We start from the raw sequence: 21,906 nt of genomic DNA on the forward strand, positions 1-21,906 counted from the left end.
GACCGGGAAATGGGAAGTCTGACGGCTCTGGATATCATCGTGCTGACGCTCGTGGGTGGCGGCGCGGTGCTCGGTTTTTCGCGCGGCCTCGTGCAGGAAGTGACGCTGCTGCTCGCGTGGGTCCTCGCGATCGCGGCGGTGCGCTTTTTTCATCCGCTCGTGACGGACCTGCTCGCGGGATGGGTGGGGACCGAGGGCGGTGCGGCGATGCTGGCGTTCGTGCTGCTTTTTGGCGGCGTTTTTGCGCTCGCCAAATGGGGATCGCGCGCGATGGGGCAGCGCAGCCGCGCGTCGCTGGTCGGCGGGTTCGACCGCGGGCTCGGCGCGGGCTTCGGCGCGGTGAAGGGGCTGCTGATCGCGACGATCGGTTTCATGGTCGTGACGCTGCTCTACGACATCGGCTATGGCAACGCGCAGCGTCCCGTGTGGATGACCGACAGCCGCACCTATCCGGCGCTCAACGCGACGAGCGGCGCGATGAGCAAGGTGATTGCCGAGCGGCGTGCCGAGGCGCGCGAAGCCGAGGCGCAAGCCACCGAGGACGCATCATGAGCGCGCCGCTGTACAATCGCGACATATTGGCGCTCGCGGTCGCGACCGCCGACTATCTGCCGCTCGCCGATGCGCGCCACCGTGTCAGCAAGCGCGCGCCGCTGTGCGGCAGCGCGATCATCCTCGACCTCGACACCGACGATGCGGGCCTTGTGACGCGGGTCGGCCTGCATGTCGAAGCGTGCGCGCTCGGGCAGGCGTCGGCGGCGCTGCTCGCGCGCCATGCGCAGGGGTTGGGGCTCGCCGAAATCCGCGCCGCGCGCGAACGCATCGCGGGCTGGTTCGCCGGTGAGGGCGAGCGGCCCGACTGGCCGGGCTTCGACCTGCTTGCCCCCGCGCGCGATTATCCCGCGCGCCACGGCGCGATCCTGCTGCCCTTCGATGCCGCGATCGCGGCGCTCGAGGATCAGGCGGCGGCGGCGTGACGCTGCTCGCACTCGCTGCCGGTGCCTCCGAAGCGGCCGAGAAGCTCGCCGAAACCGCCACCGACACCGCGCTGATCGAAGGCGCGATCCTGCTCGGCGTTGCGACCTTGTTCGTGCTGATTTTCCGCCGGCTCGGCCTCGGCGCCGTGCTCGGTTACCTGATCGCGGGTGCGATCGTCGGGCCGCACGGGCTGGGCCTTGTCGGCGGCGGCGAATCGAAGCTGGCCTTTGCCGAGCTTGGCATCGCTTTCCTGCTCTTCCTCGTCGGGCTCGAATTGTCGCCCGGCCGGCTGTGGCAGATGCGCCGCGCGATCTTCGGGCTCGGCATGGTTCAGGTCGTCGTGACGGGGCTGGTGCTCACCGCGCTCATCCACCTGACGCTGGGGTTCAGCCCAGCCGCTTCGCTCGCGCTCGGCCTGCCGCTCGCGCTGTCGTCGACCGCGCAGGTGCTGCCGGGGCTCAAAAGCTCGGGGCGGATCAATTCGCCCTTCGGCGAAAAAGCCTTTTCGATCCTCCTGTTCCAGGATCTCGCGATCGTCCCGATGATCACCATCGTCGCGGTGCTGTCGCGCGCGCCGGCCAATCCGTCGGCGCCGCCGGGGTGGCAGATGGCCTTTTTCACGCTGTGGGCGATCGTCGTGCTGGTGCTGGCGGGGCGTTTCGTGGTCAATCCGTTGCTCCGGATCATCGGACGTTATGGCGAGCGCGAACTGTTCGTCGTCGTCGGTTTGCTCACTGTCCTTGCCAGCGCGGCGCTGATGCACAGCCTGCATGTCTCAACGGCGCTCGGCGCCTTCGTCGCGGGCGTCATGCTCGCCGATTCACCCTATCGACACGAAATCGAATCGGACATCGAGCCTTTTCGCCTGATCCTGCTCGGCCTCTTCTTCCTCGCGGTCGGCATGGTGCTCGACATCGGCGCGGTGATCGAGCGTCCCTTGCTCGTGCTCGCGCTCGCGGCGGGATTGGTCGCCGTCAAATTTTCGGTCCTCACCGTGATCATCCGCCTCTTCGGCAAGCCCTGGAAAGCGGCGCTCGGCCTTGGCCTGCTCCTGAGCCAGGGCGGCGAGTTCGGTTTCCTGCTCTTCGCGCAGGCCGCCGACGCGATGCTCATCCAGCCCGAAGCCGCGAGCCTGTTCAGCGCCGTCGTCACCTTGTCGATGATCTCCACGCCCTTCCTGATGCTGTTCGCACGCAATCTGGAATTCGCGCCCGAAACCGACCAGCCGGCGCTCGACGACCCGGCCGATGCGCCGCGCGGATCGGCCATCGTCGTCGGATATGGGCGGTTCGGGCAGATCGTGTCGCAGATGCTGCACGGCGTCGCCTGTTCGGTCACGCTGATCGACAAGAAGCCGAGCCAGATCGAGCTGTCGAGCCGCTTCGACACCAAAGTCTATTTCGGCGACGGGCTGCGGATCGACCTGTTGCGGCGGGCGGGGGCCGAGGAAGCGCGGCTTATCATCTTCTGCATGGATGACGCGTCGGTCGACGCCGAAGCGATGAGACCGATCGTCGAGGCTTTTCCGAATGCGAAGATATTAATGCGCGTATTCGACCGCCGTCAGTTGCTCGCAATTGACGGGGCCGGAGTCGACGCGGTTATTCGCGAGGTTTTCGAAAGTTCGATCGCGATGGGCCTCACCGCGCTGCGCCATCTCGATGTCGACCCGAGCGAGATGGACGATGTCGAGGCAACCTTGCGCCATCTCGACGAAACGCGGCTGCAGGCGCAGATCGACGAAGGCGATATTTCGGCGGGAATGGACCATCGCTTCAAGCCCGGCGGCGGGCGCGAGGCCGACAGCGTGCTCGAAAAATTCCGCCGCAAGCGGCAGGCGGCGAAAGCGGCGCGCGAAGAACGCGAAGAAAATGAGGCAATGGGCTTGCAGGCCGACAGTTAGTCGAAACGCTTTATGCGGCGCGCTGTCCGTCGAGGAATGCCGCCACCCTATCAAGACCGAATTCGTCGGTGACGAAGCTTTGCCCGATGCCGCGCGTCAGGATCAGCGGCAGCTTGCCGCCGCGCACCTTCTTGTCGTGCGCCATATGCGCGGCGAGTTCGGTGCCGCCCGTGTTGACGCCGGCGCTCGCCAGGCTGTGCGGCAGGTCGACGCTGGCAAGGTGCACGCGCACGCGGTCGGCATCCGCGGCCGGGCAAAGGCCGTTCGCGGCCGAAAATTGATGCGCGAGCACCATGCCCGCCGCGACCGCCTCGCCGTGCAGCAGCCGGTCCGAATAGCCCGTCTCGGCTTCGAGCGCATGGCCGAAGCTGTGACCGAGGTTGAGCAGCGCGCGGATATCCTGCGTCTCGCGCTCGTCGGCGGCGACGATGCGCGCCTTGGCCGCGACGCTGTGCGCGATAGCCTTATGCCGTGCCGCGCTGTCGCCCGCGAGCAAAGCCGCGCCATTCGCTTCGCACCAGGTGAAGAAGCTTGCATCGTCGATCAGCCCATATTTGACGACCTCGGCATAGCCGGCGCCGAGTTCGCGGCGCGGCAGCGTTTCGAGCGTCGTGGGATCGATCACGACCATCGCCGGCTGATGAAAGGCGCCGATCAGATTCTTGCCCGCGGGCACGTTGATCGCGGTCTTGCCGCCGACGCTGCTGTCGACCTGTGCGAGCAAGGTGGTCGGGACCTGGATGAAATGGCAGCCGCGCTTGACGATGCTGCACGCGAAACCGACGAGATCGCCGATCACGCCTCCCCCCAGAGCGATGACATGGTCGCCGCGCTCGATGCCTTCGCCGATCAGCCATTCGGTCAGGCGCGCGAGCCCCGCCCAGCTCTTCGTGCTTTCGCCGGGTTCGAGCACGAAGGAGGAAAAGGAGATATTTTCCATCGCCAGCGAGGTGCCGAGCGCGACCAGATAATGGTCGGCGACATGCGCGTCGGTGACGATCATCGTGCGCGGGCGCTTCAAGAGCGGCGCGACATGCCCGCCGATCTCGCGGATCAGCCCGTCGCCGATCAGGATCGGATAGCTGCGAGCGCCCAGTTCGACGGTTAGTTTTTCCATTGCGGATCTTCCCATTTCGACAGGGCCTCCAGGATCGCGCGCACCGTGTGGTCGTGCGGCGTGCTTGCCGAACTGACGCGCAGATGCGCCTCGGCGTAAATGGGATTGCGGACCGCCGCCAGTTCGCGCAGCACTTCGCCGGGATCGCGGTCCTTCAACAGCGGACGGTGGCTGCGGCGCCCGACGCGTTCGACCAGCGTGGGGATGTCGGCGTCGAGCCAGATGCAGAGGCTGTCCTTCAGGATCAGCGCGCGCGTTTCCTCGTTGACGAAGGCGCCGCCGCCGGTCGCGAGCACCATCGGCCTTCCGGCTAGCAGGCGTGCGATCACGCGGCGCTCGCCGTCGCGGAAATGCGCCTCGCCGAAGCGCGCGAAAATGTCCGAAATCGTCATGCCCGCGGCGCGCTCGATCTCGTCGTCGGCGTCGGCGAAGCGCATGCCCAGTCGCTGCGCGAGGCGGCGGCCGATCGTCGACTTTCCCGAGCCCATCAGCCCGACGAGCACGATCGACCGGTCGCGGATCGACGCGGGGATGGCAGCGGCCGGGCTTTTCGGGTTTCGCGACATGGTGCGCGCGGCTATACCGCCCGTTCGGCGCGGAACAATGGTTTTGCGCGATACCGGACGAAGGGCGGGCTGCGGCGTCATGGCCGATCAGGCCGGAATGATTGAGGTGAATGTGATCGACAAGATTGCCGAAGGCGCGGCGCGATGAAAAAAAACACGCTGGCGTTGACGTTGGGCCTGTCGGCCACCGCGCTCGCCGCCATATTGGTGCTGCCCGCGATCGCACAGGAATCGCTATTGCCCGAAGGGTTCGGCACGCCCGCCGACACGCCCGCTCCGAAATCCTCACCGACGCCGTCCCCGTCACCTACCGCGACGCCCACGCCCGGTTCGGCGCCGACGAATGGCGCTGTACCGCCGCCGGTTACGCCGACGCTCGATACCACCACGGTCGGCGCAGCAGATGAAGAGGACGAGGAAGAGGTCGAATCGGGCGGGCTGAAATATGACCTGCCGCCCGGCGCGCGCCGACTGCTCACCCGGATCGGGCCGCTCACCCCCGAAACCGGCGGACTCGCTCCCGATGCGTTCGGGGTTCGCGGACAATATGCCGCGGCGATCATGCGCAAGACGAGCGGCCAGTTCGCGTCGCGCTGGGGCCAGATATTGCTTCGCCGCGCCCTCGCCTCGGCGATCGACACGCCGTCGACGATCAATGGCGCCGACCTTGCTGCCGAGCGCGCGTCGCTGCTGCTCCGCATGGGCGAATCGATCACCGCGCGCCGGATCGTCCAGTCGGTCGATTATGACCGCGCGAGCCCGCGTCTCGTCGCCGCGGCGCAGCAGGTCTATCTCGCCAATGCCGATCCGGCGGGCATGTGCCCCTATGTGCCGGCGGGGCTCGCGCATGGCGACGAGCAGGCGTGGCGCCTGTCCGCCGCGATTTGCGCGGGCCTGTCGGGCGAGGCCGGACCCGCCGGCTGGGCCGTCAGCCGCGTGCGGTCGAGCGGCCGAATCTCGAACTTCGACATATTGCTCGCCGAACGCGTGCTCGGCGCGACCGGCGCGGGGCGGCGGTCGACGACGATCGAATGGGACAATATCGACCGGCTGACGAGCTGGCGCTTCGGCATGGCGACCGCGACCGCGATCGAGGTTCCCGAGGCGCTACGGACCTCGGCGCCTTATTATATGAAGGGCTGGGCGGTTCTCGCGCCGATGACCGGCATGGCGAACCGCGTGACCGCAGCGCCCGAGGCGGCGGCGCGCGGTGTGCTGTCGAGCGATGCCTATGTGTCGCTGCTGAGCGCCGCGGCGAGCGAGGAAGAACCCGCCGAAGCCCTTGCGGCGCAGACCGATCAGCTTCGCGGCGCCTTTAGCCTTGCCACCGGCGCCGAGCGTTACGCCGCGATGGAGCAGCTTTGGGGCGCGGGCGGTAGCGCGGCGCAAAGCTATGCCGCGATGGTCGCGACCGCGCGCGCGGCCGCTGCACTTTCGCCCAGCACCGACACCGGCGGCGATCCGTGGCAGCTTCTGGGATCGATGCTCGCGGGCGGTTATGACGCGAATGCGCTCGCCTGGGTTCCGACCGTGTCGGTGGGCAGCCGCGCGTGGGGCGTACTCGCGGTGGGCTCGCCGCGGGCGCTCAGCGGCATGAGCGCGGGCGCGGTCGAGCGGTTTTCGGACGATGACGACAGCGCCGACACGCTCCGCTCGAAATTCCTGCTCGCGGGACTCGCCGGTCTCGGGCGTCTCGATGCGAATGCCGCCGCGTCGGCCGCGGGCGACCTCGGCGTCGATCTGGGCAGGCAGACGCGCTGGTCGCGCGCGATCATGGCGGCGGCCGAGCGGCGCGAGCCGGGCATGGTGGCGCTGCTCGCAGCGACGGGTATGCAGGGCGAATGGTCGAAAGTGCCGCCCTATCACCTCTATTATATCGTCCGCGCGCTGCGCGAGGTGGGCCTCCCATCCGAAGCACGGATGATCGCCGCCGAAGCATTGGTGCGTGTCTGACGCGGCGCTAATCGGCCGCTTTCTGGAAATGATGGCGGCCGAGCGCGGGGCGTCGCGCAACACGCTGGCCGCCTATCGCCGCGATCTGGAACAGGCGGCCGAGTGGGTCAAAGGCCCGCTCGGCGACGCCGATGCTGCGGCATTGCGCAACTTGATGGCGGATTATCGGTCGCTTGCCGCGAGCAGCGCGGCGCGCAAATTGTCGGCGCTGAGGCAGTTCTTTGCTTTCCTGCTCGACGAGGGCGAGCGGGCGGACAATCCCGCGCTCGACATTGCGCGTCCCGCGACACGGCGGCCGTTGCCGCGCATCCTGACGCACGCCGATGTCGAGCGGCTGTTCGAGCAAGCGGGCGAGGAGGCTTCGGGGGAGGCACCGCCCGCGAGCGCGGTGCGGATGCTGCTATTGCTCGAACTCCTCTATGGATCGGGGCTCCGCGCGAGCGAACTCGTGTCGCTCCCGCGCCGCGCCGTGGCGGGCGAACGCGAATATCTGATCATCCGCGGCAAGGGCGACAAGGAACGGCTGGTGCCTTTGTCGCAGCGCACACGCGCGGCATTCGATCGCTGGCTGCCGCTGCTCGCCGACGGCTCGCCTTGGCTCTTTCCGTCGGGCAAGGCGCATATCTCGCGCGTGCGGCTGTTCCAGATGCTGCGCGAGCTGGCCGCGCGTGCCGGGATCGACCCGACCGCGATCAGCCCACATGTGCTGCGCCATGCCTTTGCGACCCATTTGCTGGAGGGCGGTGCCGATCTGCGCGCGCTGCAATTGATGCTCGGCCATGCCGACATCGCAACCACCGAAATTTACACGCATGTCGATAGCCGACGCCTCGTCGAGCTGGTCAACAAGCGCCACCCGCTTGCCCGCATGGATGGCGTTGACCTCGGCACATCATCGTCCTAGCGACTTCGCATGACAGCCTTTCTGGACTTCGAAAAACAGGTCGCCGCGCTCGATCGGCAGATTGCCGAACTGCGCGAAATGGGTGACGATCCGTCGCTCAATATCGACAACGACATCGCGCGGCTGGAGGACAAGTCCTCGAAACTGCTGCGCGAAATCTATTCCAAACTGACGCCGTGGCAAAAAACGCAGGTCGCGCGTCACCCCGACCGCCCGCATTTCAAACATTATGTCGCGGGGCTGTTCGACGACTGGATGCCGCTGGCGGGCGATCGCAACTTCGGCGACGATCAGGCGATCCTCGGCGGGCTCGCGCGTTTTCGCGGCCGCCGGGTGATGGTGATCGGTCATGAAAAGGGCGACGATATCCCGTCGCGCATGAAGCATAATTTCGGGATGGCGAAGCCCGAGGGCTATCGCAAGGCGATCCGCCTGATGCAGCTCGCCGACCGTTTTGGCCTGCCGGTGGTGACGCTCGTCGACACGTCGGGCGCCTTTCCCGGCATTCAGGCCGAAGAACGCGGGCAGGCCGAGGCGATCGCGCGCTCGACCGAGCAATGCCTCGCGCTCGGCGTGCCGATGGTCGCGGCGGTCGTGGGCGAGGGCGGATCGGGCGGGGCGATAGCCTTGGCCGCGGCCAACCGTGTGCTGATGTTCGAACATGCGGTCTATTCGGTGATCTCGCCCGAAGGCTGCGCCTCGATCCTGTGGCGCACGTCGGACAAGGCGGCCGACGCTGCGACGGCGATGAAGATGTCGGCGCAGGATCTGCTCGGCCTCAAGGTCATCGACCGGATCGTTCCCGAACCCGTCGGCGGCGCGCATCGCGCGCCCGAAGTCGCGATCGCGTCGCTGGGCGATGCGATCGAACAGGAACTGGGGGCGCTGACGGGGCTGCCGCGCGACACGCTGCTGGCCGCGCGCGAGGAAAAATTCCTCGCGATGGGGCGCGCTTAGCCGGGTCTTCGCCGGAACCCGATCGCGGGTCCTGGCGTTCCATTTTTACGAAATCGACGAGCCGCGCGCGATGGCGCGGCTTGCCTTGCCGCGCGGCGAAGCTACCCTCGGCAAGGCACAAACGGGAGGCATTGCATGAGCTGGAAGACCGGAAAGACACTGGCGGCGGCGCTGGCGATCGGCGGCATCGCCTTTACCGGCGCGGCCGATGCGCAGTTGAAGGCGATCAAGACCCAGACCAATATTTCGCCCGCCGAGCGCAAGCAGGGCGATGAGGCGCATCCGCAATTGCTCCAGGAGTTCGGCGGCGCATACAAGGGGCCCCAGGCGGCCTACGTGAACCGCGTCGGGCAGAATATCGCGGTGCAATCGGGCCTGTCGCGATCGCCCAGCGATTTCACCGTCACCCTGCTCAATTCGCCCGTGAACAATGCTTTCGCGATCCCCGGCGGCTATATTTATGTCACCCGCCAACTGATGGCGCTGATGAACGACGAGGCCGAACTGGCCGGGGTGCTGGGGCACGAAGTCGGCCATGTCGCCGCGCAGCATAGCAAGAAGCGCCAATCGGCGGCGACGCGCAATTCGATCCTCGGCGTGCTCGGCGCCGTGCTCGGCAGCGCGATCGGCGACAATGGCGGGCTGCTCGGGGGGCTTGGCGGGTTGCTCCAGAATAATTCGATGCGCGTCGCACAACTCGCGACGCTGGGTTTTTCGCGCAGCCAGGAATTGCAGGCCGACCAGCTGGGCGTCCAATATCTGCATAGCGCGGGCTATGACCCGCTCGCGCTGTCGACGATGCTCGCGAGCCTCGCGAACCAGACGAACCTCGACGCGCGCCTGTCGGGCGGCGATGCACGCTCGCTGCCCGAATGGGCGAGCACCCACCCCGATCCCGCCTCCCGCGTGCGCAATGCGCAGTCGCTGGCGAACCGCGTCGGCGGGCGCGGCGGCAACCGGAATGCCGACGCGTTTCTCGCAACGGTCGACGGCGTGCTCTATGGCGACGACCCGGCGCAAGGCGTCGTCGAGGGACGCGATTTCCTGCACCCCGACCTCCGGCTGCGATTCACCGTGCCGAACGGTTACGGGATGCAGAATGGCACCGATGCGGTATCGATCAGCGGCAACGGCGGGCAGGCGCAATTTTCGACCGGACCCTATAGTGGCGACATGAATGCCTATATCTCGGCCGTTTTCCGGTCGGTCGCCGGCAATGCGTCGATCAGCCCGAGCGCGATCCAACGGACGAGTGTGAACGGCATTCCCGCGTCCTATTCGACCGCGCGCGTGAACAGCCAGTCGGGTCAGGTCGACGTCACCGTCTTCGCCTATGAATTTTCGCGTGGGCAGGCCTTTCACTTCGTCGCGCTGACGCAGGCGGGCCGCGGCAGCGCCTTCAATTCGATGTTCAGCAGCGTGCGGCGGCTGAGCACCGCCGAGGCGGCGGCGATCCGGCCGCGGCGGGTCGATGTCGTCACCGTCGGCCGCGGCGACACGGTCGCCAGCCTGGCGCGGCGGATGGCCTATAGCAATTACCAGGCCGAACGTTTTCAGGTGCTCAATCGTCTGACCGGATCGAGCCGGCTGACGCCGGGGCAGAAGGTCAAGATCGTCGTCTACGCGAACCGCTAGGCCCGAACGCACGAAAAAGGGCGGTGGGTAACCCACCGCCCTTTCCGATCTTGTCCGCGCGCCCGAAGCCGCGCAAACCAAGGCGATTAGTCGAGGTTCGACGCAACTTCGTTGAAGGTGTTGCTGACGCTGTTGCCGACGAGGCCCATGGCCGAGATGCCGGCGACGGCGATGAGGGCCGCGATCAGGCCATATTCGATGGCGGTGGCGGCTTTGGTATCGCGAACGAACTTCTTGATGAACTTCATGACTGGTCTCCTGATTTCACTTACCCTGTTGACGGTCTGGTCTGGGTCAACATCTGCGGTTTAGGGTGGATAGGTTTTGAAAATCTTAATGGAGCCGGGCAAAGCGCACGAAATCTCGGCCCGAAAAGGGACAGTTGCCGCGACTACATATTGGCGTCGGCAGCGTTCGAAACCTTGCCCCACATATTGCCGGTGGAGTTGGCGACGTTGCCGACCGCCACGACGGCTGCCAGAAAGACGAGGGCGAGGATCAGCCCATATTCGACGGCCGTCGCGGCCCTGGTCGACCGCATCAGCCTGTAAAAGTTTCGCATTGTTCCGCCCCTGACTGAAATATAGTTCCCGAGGGTCCCATCATTCGCACAGGAAGGTTAACAATTTGACCGCGCTTACCCCCGGAAAACTGCCAAAAACATCGCTGGTTGTCGTCGCCGCGGCCCTGATCGACCGCGACGGACGGCTGCTCGTCCAACAGCGCCCGGAAGGCTTGGCGATGGCGGGACTCTGGGAGTTTCCGGGCGGCAAGCTGGAACCGGGTGAAACGCCCGAACAGGCGCTGATTCGCGAGCTCGCCGAGGAACTGGCGATCGATGTGGACCATAGCTGCCTCGCGCCCGCCTGCTTCGCGAGCGACATGCTGGGCGACCGGCATCTGCTGCTCTTGCTTTATGTATGCCGCAAATGGCGCGGAACGCCGGTCGCGCAGCACGCGAGCGCGCTCCGCTGGGTGCGCCCGGTCGAACTGCACGGCCTGGACATGCCCCCCGCCGACAAGCCGCTGATCGGCCTTCTCGAGGCGCTGGTCTAGTCCTTCGGCTTGAGCGCATCGGCGAGCGAGGCGGTGCCGCTGCCGCGCCGCGCGGGCTGCGGCTGGTCGGGATGCGGCGCCCAGCCGCTGAAATGGACGATGCGGAAGCTTTCGGCGATACGGCCGTCGGGGTCGGCCTGCGCCGCGAACGCCGCGGCGATCCGCGCCGCCTCGTCGCGGCTCAGCGGTGGGGGTGCGGGGTCGAGGCGGCTCGACAAGCCGGTGGCGCGCAGGTCGCGCACGAGCGCGAACCAGTCGCCATAGCGCACCGTCAGCGCCTCGACGTCGACGACCGGAAGCGCGAAACCGACGCGCTGGAGCAGATTGCCCATCGCGGCCAGGTCGATCTGCGGGTGCAGCCGCGCGATCGACCGCACGCCGTCGGCCATCACCGCGCGGCGGAGGCGCGGCAGGCTGCCGTCACCGACGAAGGCGCCGAGCAGCAGGCCATCGGGCGCGAGCAGCGCGCGGAGCCGCACGAGTGCGCCCGGCACGTCGTTGACGCTGTCGAGCCCGCCCGGCCAGACGATGAGGTCGAAGCTGCCGAATGGCAGGTCGACGGCATCGGCCTCGACCGCGATCGCCGTCGTTCGCGCGGCGAGCCGCGGGGCCGCCTCGATGATCATAAGGTCGGTGCCGGTGCCGCGAAGATGATCGGTCAGCGCGGCGTCGTGCGCGCCGACGAGCAGCGTGCGGGGAAATTCGCGCGTCACCATCGTCAGCCGGTCGAGCAAGGTTTCGGCGATGATCGGCGCGAGGAAATTGGCGGTCGCGGGCAGGCGCGCCATACGGTCGCGCTGGGCGCGGTGGCGGGCGGGCGAAAAAAGCGAAGGTGGAGCTTGCGACATGCGCCGCTTGTGCCGTTCCCGGCGATGCTTCACAACCCGCCTATGGCAAGGGCGACGGGGGATGCCGAAAAAACGGACGCGCCGGCCGGAGCGTGGCTCGGCGGCCTGCGCGCCGCGACGCGCGCGATCGTCGATTATGCGCTGCCGCCGCGTTGCCCGGGTTGCGGCGTCATCGTCGGCGACGATCGCCAATTCTGCCTCGCCTGCTGGTCGTCGCTCGATTTCCTCGGCGGGCCGGGATGCACGCATTGCTCGATCCCGTTACCGACGGCCGCACCCGGCGGGGCGGTAGCGTGCGGGGCGTGCCTTGCCGAGCCGCCGCCGTTCGACGGCGCTCCGGCGGCGCTCGCCTATGGTCCGGTCGCCCGCACCGTCGCGCTGCGGCTCAAATATGGGCGGCGGACCGGGCACGCGCGGCTGATGGCGCGGCTGATGGCGCGCCATCTTGTCGTGGCGGGCGAGACCGATGCGGTCCTGCTCGTTCCGGTGCCCTTGCACCGCTGGCGGCTCTGGTCGCGCGGGTTCAATCAGGCCGCGCTGCTCGCCGACGAACTCGCGCAGCTGACGGGCGCGCCGCGCGATCATCATCTGCTGCTCCGCGTCAAGCCGACCGCATCGCTGCGCGGTAAGGGCCGCGGGGAGCGCGAGCGCATCGTCGCCGGCGCCTTTGCGCTGGCGCCCGATGCCAAGGCGCGCGCGGCGGGCAAGCATGTGGTGCTGGTCGACGACGTGCATGCGAGCGGGGCGACGCTGCGCGCCGCGGCGCGGGTGCTGCGGCGAAGCGGCGCGGCGCGCGTGTCGGCGCTGACCTGGGCGCGCGTCGTCCCCGATGCCGCGGGGGGCAACATATTTGACTTTGCTTCGTTGGATTCCGATATGCAGAGCGAAAGGACGACAGGATAGCCGCATGGCCCAGATCGAAGTTTATACGAAGGCTTTCTGCCCCTATTGCACCCGCGCGAAGATGCTGCTGGGCGGCAAGGGCGCCGATTTCCGTGAAATCGACGTGACGATGGACCGCGCGGGGTTCGACGCGATGGTCGAGCGCGCGAACGGACGCCGCACCGTGCCGCAGGTCTTTATCGACGGAAAACATGTCGGCGGCAGCGACGACCTCGCCGCGCTCGATGCGAAGGGCGAGCTCGACGCGCTGATCGGGACCGCCTGATCCATGATCGTGTTCGATCTTTGCTGCGCGGCCGGCGATCACCGGTTCGAGGCCTGGTTCGCGAGCAGCGACAGCTTCGCCGACCAGCAGGCGCGCGGCCTGATCGCCTGCCCGGTCTGCGGCGACAGCGCGGTGAAGAAGGCGGTGATGGCTCCGCGGGTGGGCGCGAAGTCCAATCAGGCGGCGGTCGCGCCCGTTTCCGTGCCGGCGGCGCCCGAACCCGGCCCTGAATTGGTGCGCAAGCTGCTCGCCGGCATTGCGGCAAAACAGGCCGAAATGCTGCCGCAATCGCGCTGGGTCGGCCGCGATTTCGCCGATGCCGCCCGCGCGATGCACGAAGGACGCGCGGCCGAGGATATGATCCACGGCCAGGCCTCCCCCGAGGAAGCGGAGGCGCTTCGCGACGATGGGATCGCCGCGATGCCCCTGCTGGTGCCGATCGTGCCGCCCGAGGCGGCCAATTGACCCAAGCCGATTGACGCTCCGCGCGCTCCGCCGCTACACGAGCGGCGGCGCACCCGTAGCTCAGCAGGATAGAGCATCAGATTCCTAATCTGGGGGCCACTGGTTCGAATCCAGTCGGGTGCACCATTCCCGTTCGATGATGGGCATGGGAAATGCGGTATGGTTGGACGTCCGGTCAACTGCATGTTCCGGTGCCTTCGTAGATCCCGACGCCGGATCTGGTGGTCGCTACTTCCACGCGTCCGACGCCGCGTCAGTTCAGGATTGCCCAACGGACGCCTGCCATGCCGCTATCGGGCCATCGCTATGGGCATCCGCTCGATGGCAAGGATCGGCCGTTCTCATTCTCCCCCGACTAGCGGTTTTTTTGAACGCTTCGGCTAGCGCGACGCCGATGCAACGGAACAATCGTTGTGACCCGCCGTTGTCGAAATATTGCAACTCAAGGGTTGTTCACCCTCGCCGGCGGAGAGAGAGAATGAGAAAGCTTCTGACAATTTTCGCAATTAGCGGCTCGATGTTTATCCTGTCTGCTTGCAATACAGTTGAAGGTGCAGGAAAAGACGTTGAATCCGCTGCAGATTGTGCCGATGGAGTTGAAGGCAACTGCTAGGTGGCGTTGACAAATCGGCGTGAACCGGCATTCGCGGATCGCTTTTATTGACCGACAGCTTTTCGGCCATAACTGAAAGACGCACCATTTATTGATGGGCCGCGAAGACGTGGGCCACCGATAACGGTCGTCATGTCGATTGGTGAAGCTTCGGGACGCATAAATACTTCGCCATGTGCCCTATGTGGCGCGAGCGACGGCGGGCCTTCGGGAACGTCGGCATTGGCGGCGGGAACCGCGCGCACGTCGGGCGCAAAACGCGACATTGGCTTCATGCCGGGCGAAGCATCATTTGAGTTCGAAGAGCGTCGGCTCGTCGGGCGGCGGAGTCTCGATGACTAGCAGGCCCAGGTGCATCGCTTGGGTAATCAGGTGCGCGCGGTTGCGGGCATTGAGTTTGAGCCGAACATTTTCAATATGCCGCTCGACGGTGCGCGGCGCGATATTGATCTCGAGCGCGATCTGCTTGGCCGAGCAGCCGACGGCTACCAATTCCAATATCTGATGCTCGCGAAAGGTCAAATGCGGTTCGACGTTCAAAGCATTTCGATGCACGGTGCAATCCCCTGACACCCAAGGCGTGGACACTTTGCGACCGACGAGCATCTTTTGCGCGGCAAAGCCGCCACCCACCTGCTCTGGTGAGGAGCATATCGCTTTGCGAGCTGTTTAGCAATTAACGCAAGCTAATTAAGTATATGGCGGCACTCGTTGTGCCAATACAGCTATGATGCTGAAATCCAAATGTATATTCCTAGAAAATGCTAAGGAATTATACGTAAGTGATTCGTCTAGGCCGTTCCTACACACGAATTCCTAGGTCTTTCCCCGGATGGATTCGGGGTCCGCAAAGGCAGATGAGACTCGCAAACGGGGTCGCCGCAAATACCAATTCGAGATTGGAGACGTGGCGTGCAAGGTCTGTCGGCAGAAGTTCATCGCGGGGCGATTCCGCAAGATACGATCCTGAAATTTCGTAAAGGCGAAATCATATTTTCGCAGGGCGATCCCGGCGATTGCTGGTTCGAGGTCATCGCCGGCACCGTCCGAACCTGTCATTTCCACGTCGACGGGCATCGCCAGCTGACCGGCTTTTTCTATCAGGGCGACGTGTTCGGCGTCGAATATGGCGCGCGCGACGCCGCCGCCGAGGCCGTGACGAACACCGTCCTCGCGCGCCGTCCCGCATCGAACGGCGGGCCCGACGCGCCGGGTCAGAACCGGGCTCTCGAACGCGCGCTCGACAGCGCGAACCAATGTATATTCCTGCTCGGCCGCCGCAACGCGAACGAACGCGTCGCGGCGTTCCTGTTGATCGCGGCGAAGCGGTTGTCGGCGATCGGCAGCGTTCCCCTGCCGATGACGCGCGGCGACATCGCCGATCATCTGGGGCTGACGATCCACACGGTCAGCCGCACCATATCGGGCTTCGTCCGCCAGGGCCTGATCGAGCTCGACGGACCGCAATCGTGCCGGTTGCTCGATCCGGGCGGGCTGCGCGCCATTGCCGGCGAAGAGGCGGGAGTGGCGATCGACAGGATGGGCGCGATGCGGATGCGGCCACCCTTCTCCGGGCAGGAGTTGGGGGCATGAGCATCGTGTCGCCCCCACCCGCGCTGCGCCATTTGGGCGTGGCGGCCGCCGGCTTCTCGGCCGTCTTCATGCCCGCGCAGGCACGGGCGCATGAAGCGCCGGCGCTCGAATGCCTGTGCGAGACGCTGCCGTTCCTCGATACCGCGACGACCTGGCGTGCCGCCGCGATGGCACCGGCAGGCGCCGCCGCGGGCGATCCCGCCGCGAGCCCTGAAAGCGAGATCGACGCGCAGCGCCGGATCATCGCCGAGCAGCGCGCGCTGCTCGACCGGCAGAGCGCCATGATCGCCGAGCAGGGAGAGCAGATCGCGAAGCTGCAGCAACAGATTGTGACCCAGCAGGCGCAGGTCGACCGGCTGTCCTCCTTCGCGCTCGCCGAAGCGCCGCTCGACATCTTCCGCGGCACGGGCATGGGAGGTGTCGGCGGGCAGGGCGTTGGCGCCGGACCCGCGCTTCCCGGCCCGGGCAGCGACGCGGTCGCGCTGCCCGATGCTCCTGTGGGCGAAGCGCCGCCGCCTAGCGAGCCGCCCGAGCAGCGCGTTGCCGCGGTTCCTGAAGGGCAGGGGGTGCTGACCCGCGCCGGCGAGCTCTTCTTCGAACCCTCGTTCGAATATACGCGCTCGTCGACCAACCGCCTCGTGTTCCGCGGGATCGAGCTGATCCCCGGCATCCAGATCGGCTTGATCGAGGCGACCGACGCCGATCGCGACACGCTCGTCGGCACCGCGTCGCTGCGTTACGGGATCACCGACCGCCTCGAAGCCGAAGTGCGGCTGCCCTATCTGTATCGCAACGACCGGATCGAGGTCGTCCAGCAGCGCGACGAGGGCATCGTCCGGCAGATCGCGCTGCGCGAACACGGGATCGGCGACGCCGAATTCTCGCTCCGTTACCAGTTCAACCGGCCGGTCGGGCAAAAGCCGATTTTCGTCGGAACGCTGCGCGTCAAATCGGACACCGGCAAGGGGCCGTTCGAGGTTGGTTATGACGAATTCGGAGTCGCGACAGGCCTCGCCACCGGGTCGGGATTCTGGGCGGTGCAGCCGGGGCTCAACTTCCTGATGCCGTCGGATCCCGCGGTGATATACGGCGGCGCCGCCTATCTCTATCACATCCCGCGCGACGTGAACGAATTGGTCGGCGACGCGCTGATCGGGCGGGTCGATCCGGGCGACGCCGTGTCGGCCAACATCGGCTTCGGCTTTGCGCTCAACCCGCGCTTTTCCTTCTCGCTCGGCTATCGCCACAATTATATCTTCCCGACGAAGACCGAAATCGGCGATACGAACCAGAAATCCAACTATATCCACGTCGGCTCGCTCAATTTCGGCATGTCGTACCGGCTGACCCAGCGCGACGTGCTCAACCTTGGTTTCGAAATCGGGGTGACCGAGGATGCGCCCGACGTGTCGATCACGCTGCGCATGCCGTTCGGGGGCAAATAGCCCCAGCCCGCAAGCCCGCATGGAAAGAAGCCCCGCCAATCACGGCGGGGCCAGGTGAACCGTCCCTGTCGAAACGGGGGCGGGGGGTCGTTCGGAATGGTCCCTAGTTTCCGAGTGCTCCGACGGTCTGGGCGCCCATCACGGCGCCGATCGCGTCGCTGAGCCGCGTCGTCGCGAGCGCGTCGCGGAAGCCTTCATAGCCGCTGATGTCGAGCACGGCGTCGACCTGCTGGTTCAGCGAGACGTTGCTGGCGGTGTTGATCAGCACATTCTGGATCGCGTCGGTGCTCTGGATCAGCGCCGTCTGGCCGTTGTTGGCAAGGAACACCGTCTCGTCGCCGACGCGCATCGAGATGCCGCCGCTGGTCAGGATGCCGCCCTGAACCTGCGCCGCATCGACGGCGGTCAGCGAGGGCGAGACGAAGCGTTCGATCGTCTGTCCCTCGGGCGTCCAGCTGACGATCGTGCGCAGCGCGAGTTCGTCGTTCACATAGCTGCGGATGTCGGCGCCGAAGGCGATCACCATGCCCTGAAAGGCAAATCCGCCGCGCTGGGCCGCGAGCACCTCGTCGGACACAGTCTGCGCGCCGGCCAGCGGATCGGCATCCTCGGGCTCGCTGGCCGCGAGGAGCACGGGCGCGAGGGCGAGCAGGAGGATGCGTGGGGACATGGTCTTTCTCATTTCACGGTGCCGACGCGCACATCGAGCAGAATCTGCGGGGTCAGCTGATATTGGGGGGGAAGGTGGGTGGTGAGATCGCCCGCCGAGACGTGGAGCGAGCCGTCCTTTTCGAGCGGGGCTTGCGACCAGGGGCCCCAGTCGCCTGCGAGATTGAATAAGGGGCGTGTCTTGCTCCCGTCGACGATCGCCAGCGCGATGCCGTTCCAGTGCTTTTCGAAATCCTCGAGCGAATATTCGTTGAGGCCGAGCACCGAATCGCCGGTGAGCACGCGGTCGCCGCGAACGCCCTTGATCACGACGAAATGCTTGAAGCCCTTGAGGTCCATCAGCACGATCGTCGGGCGCTTCACCTGCTTCAATTGGTCGACGGTGAGCCGGAAACCCTCGGCGCGAAAGCCGCGCGAGGCGAGATAGGTCTTCATGTCGAGCATCGAAAAACCGACCTTGCGGATCGCCTCGCGGTCGCCCTTTTCCCACATCGCGCGAAAAGGCATCGTTTCGGAGGTCGGCGCGCCATAATGATAGGTGAGCAGCGTCGCGAGCGCGGCCGAGCCGCAGCTGAAATCATAGCGCTGGCGGATGACCGAACGAAAGGGAATGTCCCACCAGGTCATCACCTGAAGCTGGTAAGTGCCGCCCGTTTCGGGTCCGGTCAGCCGGACCTCGGCAGCGGCGGGCGTCGCGGCGAGGGCGCACAGCGCGCCCGCGATCAAGGCTCGCATGGGCCGCATGGCGATGTCAGTCGCCGAGATTGATGGTCAGGTTCATGCCGCTCTGGGCGCTGACCTGCGCGCCGGTGTTGATCAGCAGATTGCCGACACCGTTGAAGTTCGACAGGGCGAAATCGCTGAGCGCGACCGAACCCGCGGTGTAATCGCCGTTCAGTGTGTTGCCGGCGACGAGCGATTCCATCGTCTGGTTGGTGATCACGAGCGATTGGCCGCCGCGTTGCGAGTCGAGTTCGCCATCGTTCAGCATCGGCGATTTGCGTTCGGGTCGCGCCGGGGTCGCGGCCGCCGCAAGGACCTCGGCCGAGGCGGATTCCGCCACGACGGGCGCCGCCGCATCGGGCGGGGGCAATTGGGCCGATACCGGCACGGACAAGCCTGCCATGACCAGCAGAACCGGGACGATCGGGGGTTTCATGATACGCTCCTCGAAAGCGAAACGGGAAGAAATGGCCGGCCCGCCAGTGGTGCCGGGCCGGCCATCCGGGGGGACTTATCAGTCGCCGCCGCCGCCGCCGCCGCCGGCCGGAGCGCTGTCGCCAAAGCTGACGGTGCCGCTCGCCGCGATGTTGGTTGCAGCCTGGGTGTTGGCGTTGATGCCCGTGTTCCATGCGGCGTTCAGAATGCCGGCATAGGCCGCGAAGGCGCTTCCGCGCACCGAGTTGTTGCCGCTGTTGTAGCCGACAGCCGTTTCGGTGCCGTCTTCACCATCCAGGTCGACGACTTCGTCGAGGTTCTGGTTGGTGTTGTTGGCGCTGAGCGTCTGGCTCGCAATGACCAGGCTGTTGCCGTTGAACGAGCCGTTGCCGTCATTGTCCTGGTCGTCGTCCGAGAAGGTGTCGGCGGCATTGTCCTGGACGAACAGGTCGATCAGGTCGTTCACAACGACGGTATCATTGTCGCTGTTGTTGCCCGACGCACCGGTCGTGGTGTTGTCGTTGTCCTGGTCTTGGCTTCCCTGCGCGATGGCGGGGGCTGCGGTGACTGCCAGCGCAAGCGTGGACACCGCGAGCATGACTTTCTTGATCATGACGTCTTCCTCTCAATCATGGGGACGGCTCGCGATGCCGGATGGCATGGCTGATGCGGATCCTCCCCGACTCCGTCCGCATCGGTGCGAACAAGGCGATGATGCTCCGCGGCTGGTTCCGCCGCTTTGCGAATTGGCAATGTCGGGGGCGGAGAAATACCCAGATGATCCCGGTGGGTGGATTGCTTGGATCAATCCGGCCGATGAGGCCCGGGTTTCAGGCGAGTTTTGCGCGCATCGTCGGATGTCCGGCGGCATCGCGCGCCCACAGTTTCGCTCCATTGCCGTCGCGGACGAGGCAAAGATCGAAGGGCGTTCCGTCGATCAGCGGCGCCTCGGCGCGGAAGTCGAATTGGCGCGGGACGATGTCGGGTGCGGCGCGCAGGGCATGATCGATCAGCAGCGTAGCGATCAGCGGGCCGTGCACGACCAGCCCGGCATAGCCCTCGACTCCTCGCGCATAGTCACGATCGTAGTGGATGCGGTGCGCGTTGAACGTCAGCGCCGAATAGCGGAAGAGCAGCACCGGATCGGGCGAGAGGCGGCGGATAGCGTCGGCGGGGTCGGCGAGCGCGACGGCAGTTGGTGCCTGCGGCGCGGGCGATGCCGGGGCGGGTTCGCGAAAAACGATATCCTGTTCCTCGCGGATCGCGGGCACGCCGTCCGCCGCGATATCGTGGCGCAGGGTGACGAAGAGCAGGTCGCCGCTCGCGCCGCGCTTGGGCTTGATCGCCTCGATCGTCGTGACGCGGGTCAGCGCGGCGCCGACCCGAATCGGCGACAGAAATTCGATGCGGCTGCCCGCCCACATGCGGCGCGGGAGCGGGACGGGGGGCAGGAGACCATGTCCGTCGCGGCGCGGGTGACCGTCTTCGCCGATCGCCGACTGGCGTGCGGCCGGCAGGAAATAAAGCCAGTGGCCGAGCGGCGGGACGATATCCGGCACGGCGTCATGGTCGAGCAGGGCGGCGAGACCGCGCAGCGGCGCTTGGGTCGCGATATCCTCGCGCGTTTCGCTGCGGCCGACCCAGGCGGAATAATCGTCCATCGCTCAGAAACTCTTTGGCAGGCCGAGCGCGTGCGTCGCGACGTGGCTCAGGATCAGGTTCGTGCTGATCGGCGCGACCTGATAGAGGCGCGTCTCGCGGAACTTGCGCTCGATGTCATATTCCTCGGCAAAGCCGAAGCCGCCGTGCGTCTGCACGCACATGTCGGCGGCGTACCAGCTCGCCTCGGACGCCAGCATCTTCGCCATATTCGCTTCGGTCCCGCAGTCCTGCCCCGCGTCGAACATCTGCGTGGCCCTGTCGACCATTCCGGCCGCGGCGGTGATCTGGACATAGGCGCGCGCGATCGGGAACTGGACGCCTTGGTTCTCGCCGATCGCGCGGCCGAAGACCGAGCGGTCCTTGGCGTAAGCAGTGGCGCGGTCGACGAAGAAGCGCCCGTCGCCGATGCACTCGGACGCGATCAGGATGCGCTCGGCATTCATGCCCGACAATATGTAGCGGAAGCCCTTGCCTTCCTCGCCGACCAGGTTGGTGGCGGGGACTTCGAGGTCGTCGAAGAAAAGCTCGGTTGTCGCATGGTTGAGCATCGTGCGGACTGGGCGCACCGTCAGGCCCTTGCCCACCGCTTCGCGCATGTCGACGAGCATCACGCTCATCCCGTCGGAGGGCTTCGCGCACTCCTCGCGCGGGGTGGTGCGGCAGAGCAGGACCATCAGGTCCGAATGTTCGGCGCGGCTAATCCAGATTTTCTGGCCGTTGACGATATATTTGTCGCCGACACGTTTGGCGAAGGTGCGGATCCGCGTCGTGTCGGTGCCCGCGGTCGGCTCGGTGACGCCGAACGCCTGCAGGCGCAGCTCGCCGCGCGCGATCGCGGGAAGATATTCCTGCTTCTGCGCCTCCGACCCATGCTTGAGCAAGGTGCCCATCGTATACATCTGCGCGTGGCACGCGCCGCCGTTGCAGCCCGAACGGTGGATTTCCTCGAGCACCGCGGTCGCGGCGCCGAGGCCGAGCCCCGACCCGCCATATTCCTCGGGGATCAGGACCGAGAGGAAACCCGCGTCGGTCAGCGTGCGCACGAACTCGCTCGGATAGATGCGGTCGCGGTCGAGCCTCTGCCAATATTCGCCGGGAAAATCGGCGCACAGGCGGCGCACCGCCTCGCGGATTTCGGGGTGGCTCTGCGGCTCGGTTTCGGACATCGGCGTTGGGCTCTCCCCTGATCGTCGGGGAGAGCCTTAGAATGCGAAGC

25 protein-coding genes and 1 tRNA gene are annotated in these 21,906 nt (G+C 66.3%); 14 read left to right on the forward strand and 12 right to left on the reverse strand.

Features of this window, described 5'->3' with window-relative positions; all coding sequences use genetic code 11:
* The first annotated feature begins 9 nt into the window (after positions 1-9).
* The 3 genes from VFG17_RS10025 to VFG17_RS10035 are packed head-to-tail and all read left to right on the forward strand — an operon-like array spanning position 10 to position 2,881.
* Complete coding sequence (locus VFG17_RS10025) at positions 10-552, forward strand: CvpA family protein (RefSeq protein ID WP_325029326.1); 543 nt, start codon at positions 10-12, stop codon at positions 550-552.
* Positions 549-977, forward strand: coding sequence for an iron-sulfur cluster assembly scaffold protein (locus VFG17_RS10030; protein ID WP_325029327.1), 429 nt, complete (start codon positions 549-551; stop codon positions 975-977). The genes VFG17_RS10025 and VFG17_RS10030 overlap by 4 nt, the downstream gene beginning before the upstream one ends.
* Positions 974-2,881, forward strand: coding sequence for a cation:proton antiporter (locus VFG17_RS10035; protein WP_414712946.1), 1,908 nt, complete (start codon positions 974-976; stop codon positions 2,879-2,881). The genes VFG17_RS10030 and VFG17_RS10035 overlap by 4 nt, the downstream gene beginning before the upstream one ends.
* Positions 2,882-2,891: 10 nt before the next feature.
* On the opposite strand, the gene aroB is transcribed toward VFG17_RS10035, so the two are convergent.
* Complete coding sequence (aroB, locus tag VFG17_RS10040) at positions 2,892-3,998, reverse strand: 3-dehydroquinate synthase (protein ID WP_325029328.1); 1,107 nt, start codon at positions 3,996-3,998, stop codon at positions 2,892-2,894.
* A complete protein-coding gene (locus tag VFG17_RS10045; protein ID WP_325029329.1) occupies positions 3,986-4,564 on the reverse strand; it encodes a shikimate kinase in 579 nt (192 codons plus the stop codon). Before VFG17_RS10045 ends, aroB begins: the two co-directional genes overlap by 13 nt.
* 144 nt (positions 4,565-4,708) lie before the next feature.
* On the opposite strand from VFG17_RS10045, the gene VFG17_RS10050 reads away from it, so the two are divergent.
* From VFG17_RS10050 to VFG17_RS10065, 4 genes are all read left to right on the forward strand, one after another.
* Positions 4,709-6,517 (forward strand): hypothetical protein, encoded by a 1,809-nt coding sequence (locus VFG17_RS10050; RefSeq protein WP_325029330.1) that lies wholly within the window; start codon positions 4,709-4,711, stop codon positions 6,515-6,517.
* 28 nt (positions 6,518-6,545) lie between these two features.
* Positions 6,546-7,421 carry a tyrosine recombinase gene (locus tag VFG17_RS10055; protein ID WP_414712948.1) on the forward strand — a complete coding sequence of 292 codons (876 nt, stop codon included), beginning with the start codon at positions 6,546-6,548 and terminating at the stop codon, positions 7,419-7,421.
* Between the two features lie 9 nt (positions 7,422-7,430).
* The gene (locus tag VFG17_RS10060; RefSeq protein ID WP_325029332.1) at positions 7,431-8,378 is read left to right on the forward strand and encodes an acetyl-CoA carboxylase carboxyltransferase subunit alpha; all 948 of its coding nucleotides are present in this window, start codon (positions 7,431-7,433) and stop codon (positions 8,376-8,378) included.
* A 135-nt stretch (positions 8,379-8,513) separates the two neighbouring features.
* On the forward strand, positions 8,514-10,013 hold the full coding sequence (locus tag VFG17_RS10065; protein ID WP_325029333.1) for a M48 family metalloprotease: 1,500 nt from the start codon (positions 8,514-8,516) through the stop codon (positions 10,011-10,013).
* An 86-nt stretch (positions 10,014-10,099) separates the two neighbouring features.
* On the opposite strand, the gene VFG17_RS10070 is transcribed toward VFG17_RS10065, so the two are convergent.
* Both VFG17_RS10070 and VFG17_RS10075 read right to left on the reverse strand, forming a co-directional pair.
* Positions 10,100-10,261 (reverse strand): Flp family type IVb pilin, encoded by a 162-nt coding sequence (locus VFG17_RS10070; RefSeq protein WP_325029334.1) that lies wholly within the window; start codon positions 10,259-10,261, stop codon positions 10,100-10,102.
* A gap of 143 nt (positions 10,262-10,404) precedes the next feature.
* Positions 10,405-10,554 (reverse strand): Flp family type IVb pilin, encoded by a 150-nt coding sequence (locus VFG17_RS10075; RefSeq protein ID WP_325029335.1) that lies wholly within the window; start codon positions 10,552-10,554, stop codon positions 10,405-10,407.
* 86 nt (positions 10,555-10,640) lie between these two features.
* Here VFG17_RS10075 and VFG17_RS10080 point away from each other — a divergent pair, with 86 nt between their 5' ends.
* The gene (locus tag VFG17_RS10080; RefSeq protein WP_325029336.1) at positions 10,641-11,069 is read left to right on the forward strand and encodes a (deoxy)nucleoside triphosphate pyrophosphohydrolase; all 429 of its coding nucleotides are present in this window, start codon (positions 10,641-10,643) and stop codon (positions 11,067-11,069) included.
* On the opposite strand, the gene VFG17_RS10085 is transcribed toward VFG17_RS10080, so the two are convergent.
* Positions 11,066-11,857: a methyltransferase domain-containing protein gene (locus VFG17_RS10085; protein ID WP_325029337.1), complete on the reverse strand. Its 792-nt coding sequence runs from the start codon at positions 11,855-11,857 to the stop codon at positions 11,066-11,068. The genes VFG17_RS10080 and VFG17_RS10085 overlap by 4 nt on opposite strands.
* A gap of 102 nt (positions 11,858-11,959) precedes the next feature.
* Here VFG17_RS10085 and VFG17_RS10090 point away from each other — a divergent pair, with 102 nt between their 5' ends.
* The 4 genes from VFG17_RS10090 (at position 11,960) to VFG17_RS10105 (ending at position 13,676) form a co-directional block, all read left to right on the forward strand.
* On the forward strand, positions 11,960-12,820 hold the full coding sequence (locus VFG17_RS10090) for a ComF family protein (RefSeq protein WP_325029338.1): 861 nt from the start codon (positions 11,960-11,962) through the stop codon (positions 12,818-12,820).
* A gap of 4 nt (positions 12,821-12,824) precedes the next feature.
* On the forward strand, positions 12,825-13,085 hold the full coding sequence (gene grxC, locus VFG17_RS10095; protein WP_325029339.1) for a glutaredoxin 3: 261 nt from the start codon (positions 12,825-12,827) through the stop codon (positions 13,083-13,085).
* Between the two features lie 3 nt (positions 13,086-13,088).
* Entirely contained in the window at positions 13,089-13,550 is a 462-nt protein-coding gene (locus VFG17_RS10100; RefSeq protein WP_325029340.1) for a DUF1178 family protein, read from the forward strand.
* Between the two features lie 49 nt (positions 13,551-13,599).
* Positions 13,600-13,676 (forward strand) — tRNA-Arg (locus VFG17_RS10105).
* Between the two features lie 775 nt (positions 13,677-14,451).
* Here the strand turns inward: VFG17_RS10105 and VFG17_RS10115 are convergent.
* Positions 14,452-14,796: a helix-turn-helix transcriptional regulator gene (locus tag VFG17_RS10115; protein ID WP_325029342.1), complete on the reverse strand. Its 345-nt coding sequence runs from the start codon at positions 14,794-14,796 to the stop codon at positions 14,452-14,454.
* A gap of 279 nt (positions 14,797-15,075) precedes the next feature.
* Between VFG17_RS10115 and VFG17_RS10120 the strand changes: the two genes are divergently transcribed.
* Entirely contained in the window at positions 15,076-15,756 is a 681-nt protein-coding gene (locus tag VFG17_RS10120) for a helix-turn-helix domain-containing protein (RefSeq protein ID WP_325029343.1), read from the forward strand.
* Entirely contained in the window at positions 15,753-17,201 is a 1,449-nt protein-coding gene (locus VFG17_RS10125; RefSeq protein WP_325029344.1) for a hypothetical protein, read from the forward strand. Before VFG17_RS10120 ends, VFG17_RS10125 begins: the two co-directional genes overlap by 4 nt.
* 103 nt (positions 17,202-17,304) lie before the next feature.
* On the opposite strand, the gene VFG17_RS10130 is transcribed toward VFG17_RS10125, so the two are convergent.
* The 6 genes from VFG17_RS10130 to VFG17_RS10155 all read right to left on the reverse strand — a co-directional run bounded on the left by VFG17_RS10130 (position 17,305) and on the right by VFG17_RS10155 (position 21,856).
* Positions 17,305-17,871: a hypothetical protein gene (locus VFG17_RS10130; protein WP_325029345.1), complete on the reverse strand. Its 567-nt coding sequence runs from the start codon at positions 17,869-17,871 to the stop codon at positions 17,305-17,307.
* An 8-nt stretch (positions 17,872-17,879) separates the two neighbouring features.
* Positions 17,880-18,605 carry a C39 family peptidase gene (locus VFG17_RS10135; protein ID WP_325029346.1) on the reverse strand — a complete coding sequence of 242 codons (726 nt, stop codon included), beginning with the start codon at positions 18,603-18,605 and terminating at the stop codon, positions 17,880-17,882.
* Between the two features lie 16 nt (positions 18,606-18,621).
* Positions 18,622-19,029: a hypothetical protein gene (locus tag VFG17_RS10140; protein WP_325029347.1), complete on the reverse strand. Its 408-nt coding sequence runs from the start codon at positions 19,027-19,029 to the stop codon at positions 18,622-18,624.
* Between the two features lie 78 nt (positions 19,030-19,107).
* A complete protein-coding gene (locus tag VFG17_RS10145) occupies positions 19,108-19,641 on the reverse strand; it encodes a hypothetical protein (RefSeq protein ID WP_325029348.1) in 534 nt (177 codons plus the stop codon).
* A 217-nt stretch (positions 19,642-19,858) separates the two neighbouring features.
* Positions 19,859-20,689, reverse strand: coding sequence for an FAS1-like dehydratase domain-containing protein (locus VFG17_RS10150; protein WP_325029349.1), 831 nt, complete (start codon positions 20,687-20,689; stop codon positions 19,859-19,861).
* A 3-nt stretch (positions 20,690-20,692) separates the two neighbouring features.
* Positions 20,693-21,856: an acyl-CoA dehydrogenase family protein gene (locus VFG17_RS10155; RefSeq protein WP_325029350.1), complete on the reverse strand. Its 1,164-nt coding sequence runs from the start codon at positions 21,854-21,856 to the stop codon at positions 20,693-20,695.
* Positions 21,857-21,906 lie beyond the last annotated feature (50 nt).

This window comes from Sphingopyxis sp. (assembly GCF_035686825.1).
Lineage (GTDB): Bacteria > Pseudomonadota > Alphaproteobacteria > Sphingomonadales > Sphingomonadaceae > Sphingopyxis.

Bases quoted from the DNA above. Each gene is read 5' to 3' on its own strand.
- VFG17_RS10025 (WP_325029326.1), top strand. From the start codon at position 10: ATGGGAAGTCTGACGGCTCTGGATATCATCGTGCTGACGCTCGTGGGT.
- VFG17_RS10030 (WP_325029327.1), top strand. From the start codon at position 549: ATGAGCGCGCCGCTGTACAATCGCGACATATTGGCGCTCGCGGTCGCG.
- aroB (WP_325029328.1), bottom strand. From the start codon at position 3,998: ATGGAAAAACTAACCGTCGAACTGGGCGCTCGCAGCTATCCGATCCTG.
- VFG17_RS10045 (WP_325029329.1), bottom strand. From the start codon at position 4,564: ATGTCGCGAAACCCGAAAAGCCCGGCCGCTGCCATCCCCGCGTCGATC.
- VFG17_RS10050 (WP_325029330.1), top strand. From the start codon at position 4,709: ATGAAAAAAAACACGCTGGCGTTGACGTTGGGCCTGTCGGCCACCGCG.
- VFG17_RS10055 (WP_414712948.1), top strand. From the start codon at position 6,546: ATGATGGCGGCCGAGCGCGGGGCGTCGCGCAACACGCTGGCCGCCTAT.
- VFG17_RS10060 (WP_325029332.1), top strand. From the start codon at position 7,431: ATGACAGCCTTTCTGGACTTCGAAAAACAGGTCGCCGCGCTCGATCGG.
- VFG17_RS10065 (WP_325029333.1), top strand. From the start codon at position 8,514: ATGAGCTGGAAGACCGGAAAGACACTGGCGGCGGCGCTGGCGATCGGC.
- VFG17_RS10070 (WP_325029334.1), bottom strand. From the start codon at position 10,261: ATGAAGTTCATCAAGAAGTTCGTTCGCGATACCAAAGCCGCCACCGCC.
- VFG17_RS10075 (WP_325029335.1), bottom strand. From the start codon at position 10,554: ATGCGGTCGACCAGGGCCGCGACGGCCGTCGAATATGGGCTGATCCTC.
- VFG17_RS10085 (WP_325029337.1), bottom strand. From the start codon at position 11,857: ATGGCGCGCCTGCCCGCGACCGCCAATTTCCTCGCGCCGATCATCGCC.
- VFG17_RS10090 (WP_325029338.1), top strand. From the start codon at position 11,960: ATGGCAAGGGCGACGGGGGATGCCGAAAAAACGGACGCGCCGGCCGGA.
- grxC (WP_325029339.1), top strand. From the start codon at position 12,825: ATGGCCCAGATCGAAGTTTATACGAAGGCTTTCTGCCCCTATTGCACC.
- VFG17_RS10100 (WP_325029340.1), top strand. From the start codon at position 13,089: ATGATCGTGTTCGATCTTTGCTGCGCGGCCGGCGATCACCGGTTCGAG.
- VFG17_RS10125 (WP_325029344.1), top strand. From the start codon at position 15,753: ATGAGCATCGTGTCGCCCCCACCCGCGCTGCGCCATTTGGGCGTGGCG.
- VFG17_RS10130 (WP_325029345.1), bottom strand. From the start codon at position 17,871: ATGTCCCCACGCATCCTCCTGCTCGCCCTCGCGCCCGTGCTCCTCGCG.
- VFG17_RS10135 (WP_325029346.1), bottom strand. From the start codon at position 18,605: ATGCGAGCCTTGATCGCGGGCGCGCTGTGCGCCCTCGCCGCGACGCCC.
- VFG17_RS10140 (WP_325029347.1), bottom strand. From the start codon at position 19,029: ATGAAACCCCCGATCGTCCCGGTTCTGCTGGTCATGGCAGGCTTGTCC.
- VFG17_RS10145 (WP_325029348.1), bottom strand. From the start codon at position 19,641: ATGATCAAGAAAGTCATGCTCGCGGTGTCCACGCTTGCGCTGGCAGTC.
- VFG17_RS10150 (WP_325029349.1), bottom strand. From the start codon at position 20,689: ATGGACGATTATTCCGCCTGGGTCGGCCGCAGCGAAACGCGCGAGGAT.
- VFG17_RS10155 (WP_325029350.1), bottom strand. From the start codon at position 21,856: ATGTCCGAAACCGAGCCGCAGAGCCACCCCGAAATCCGCGAGGCGGTG.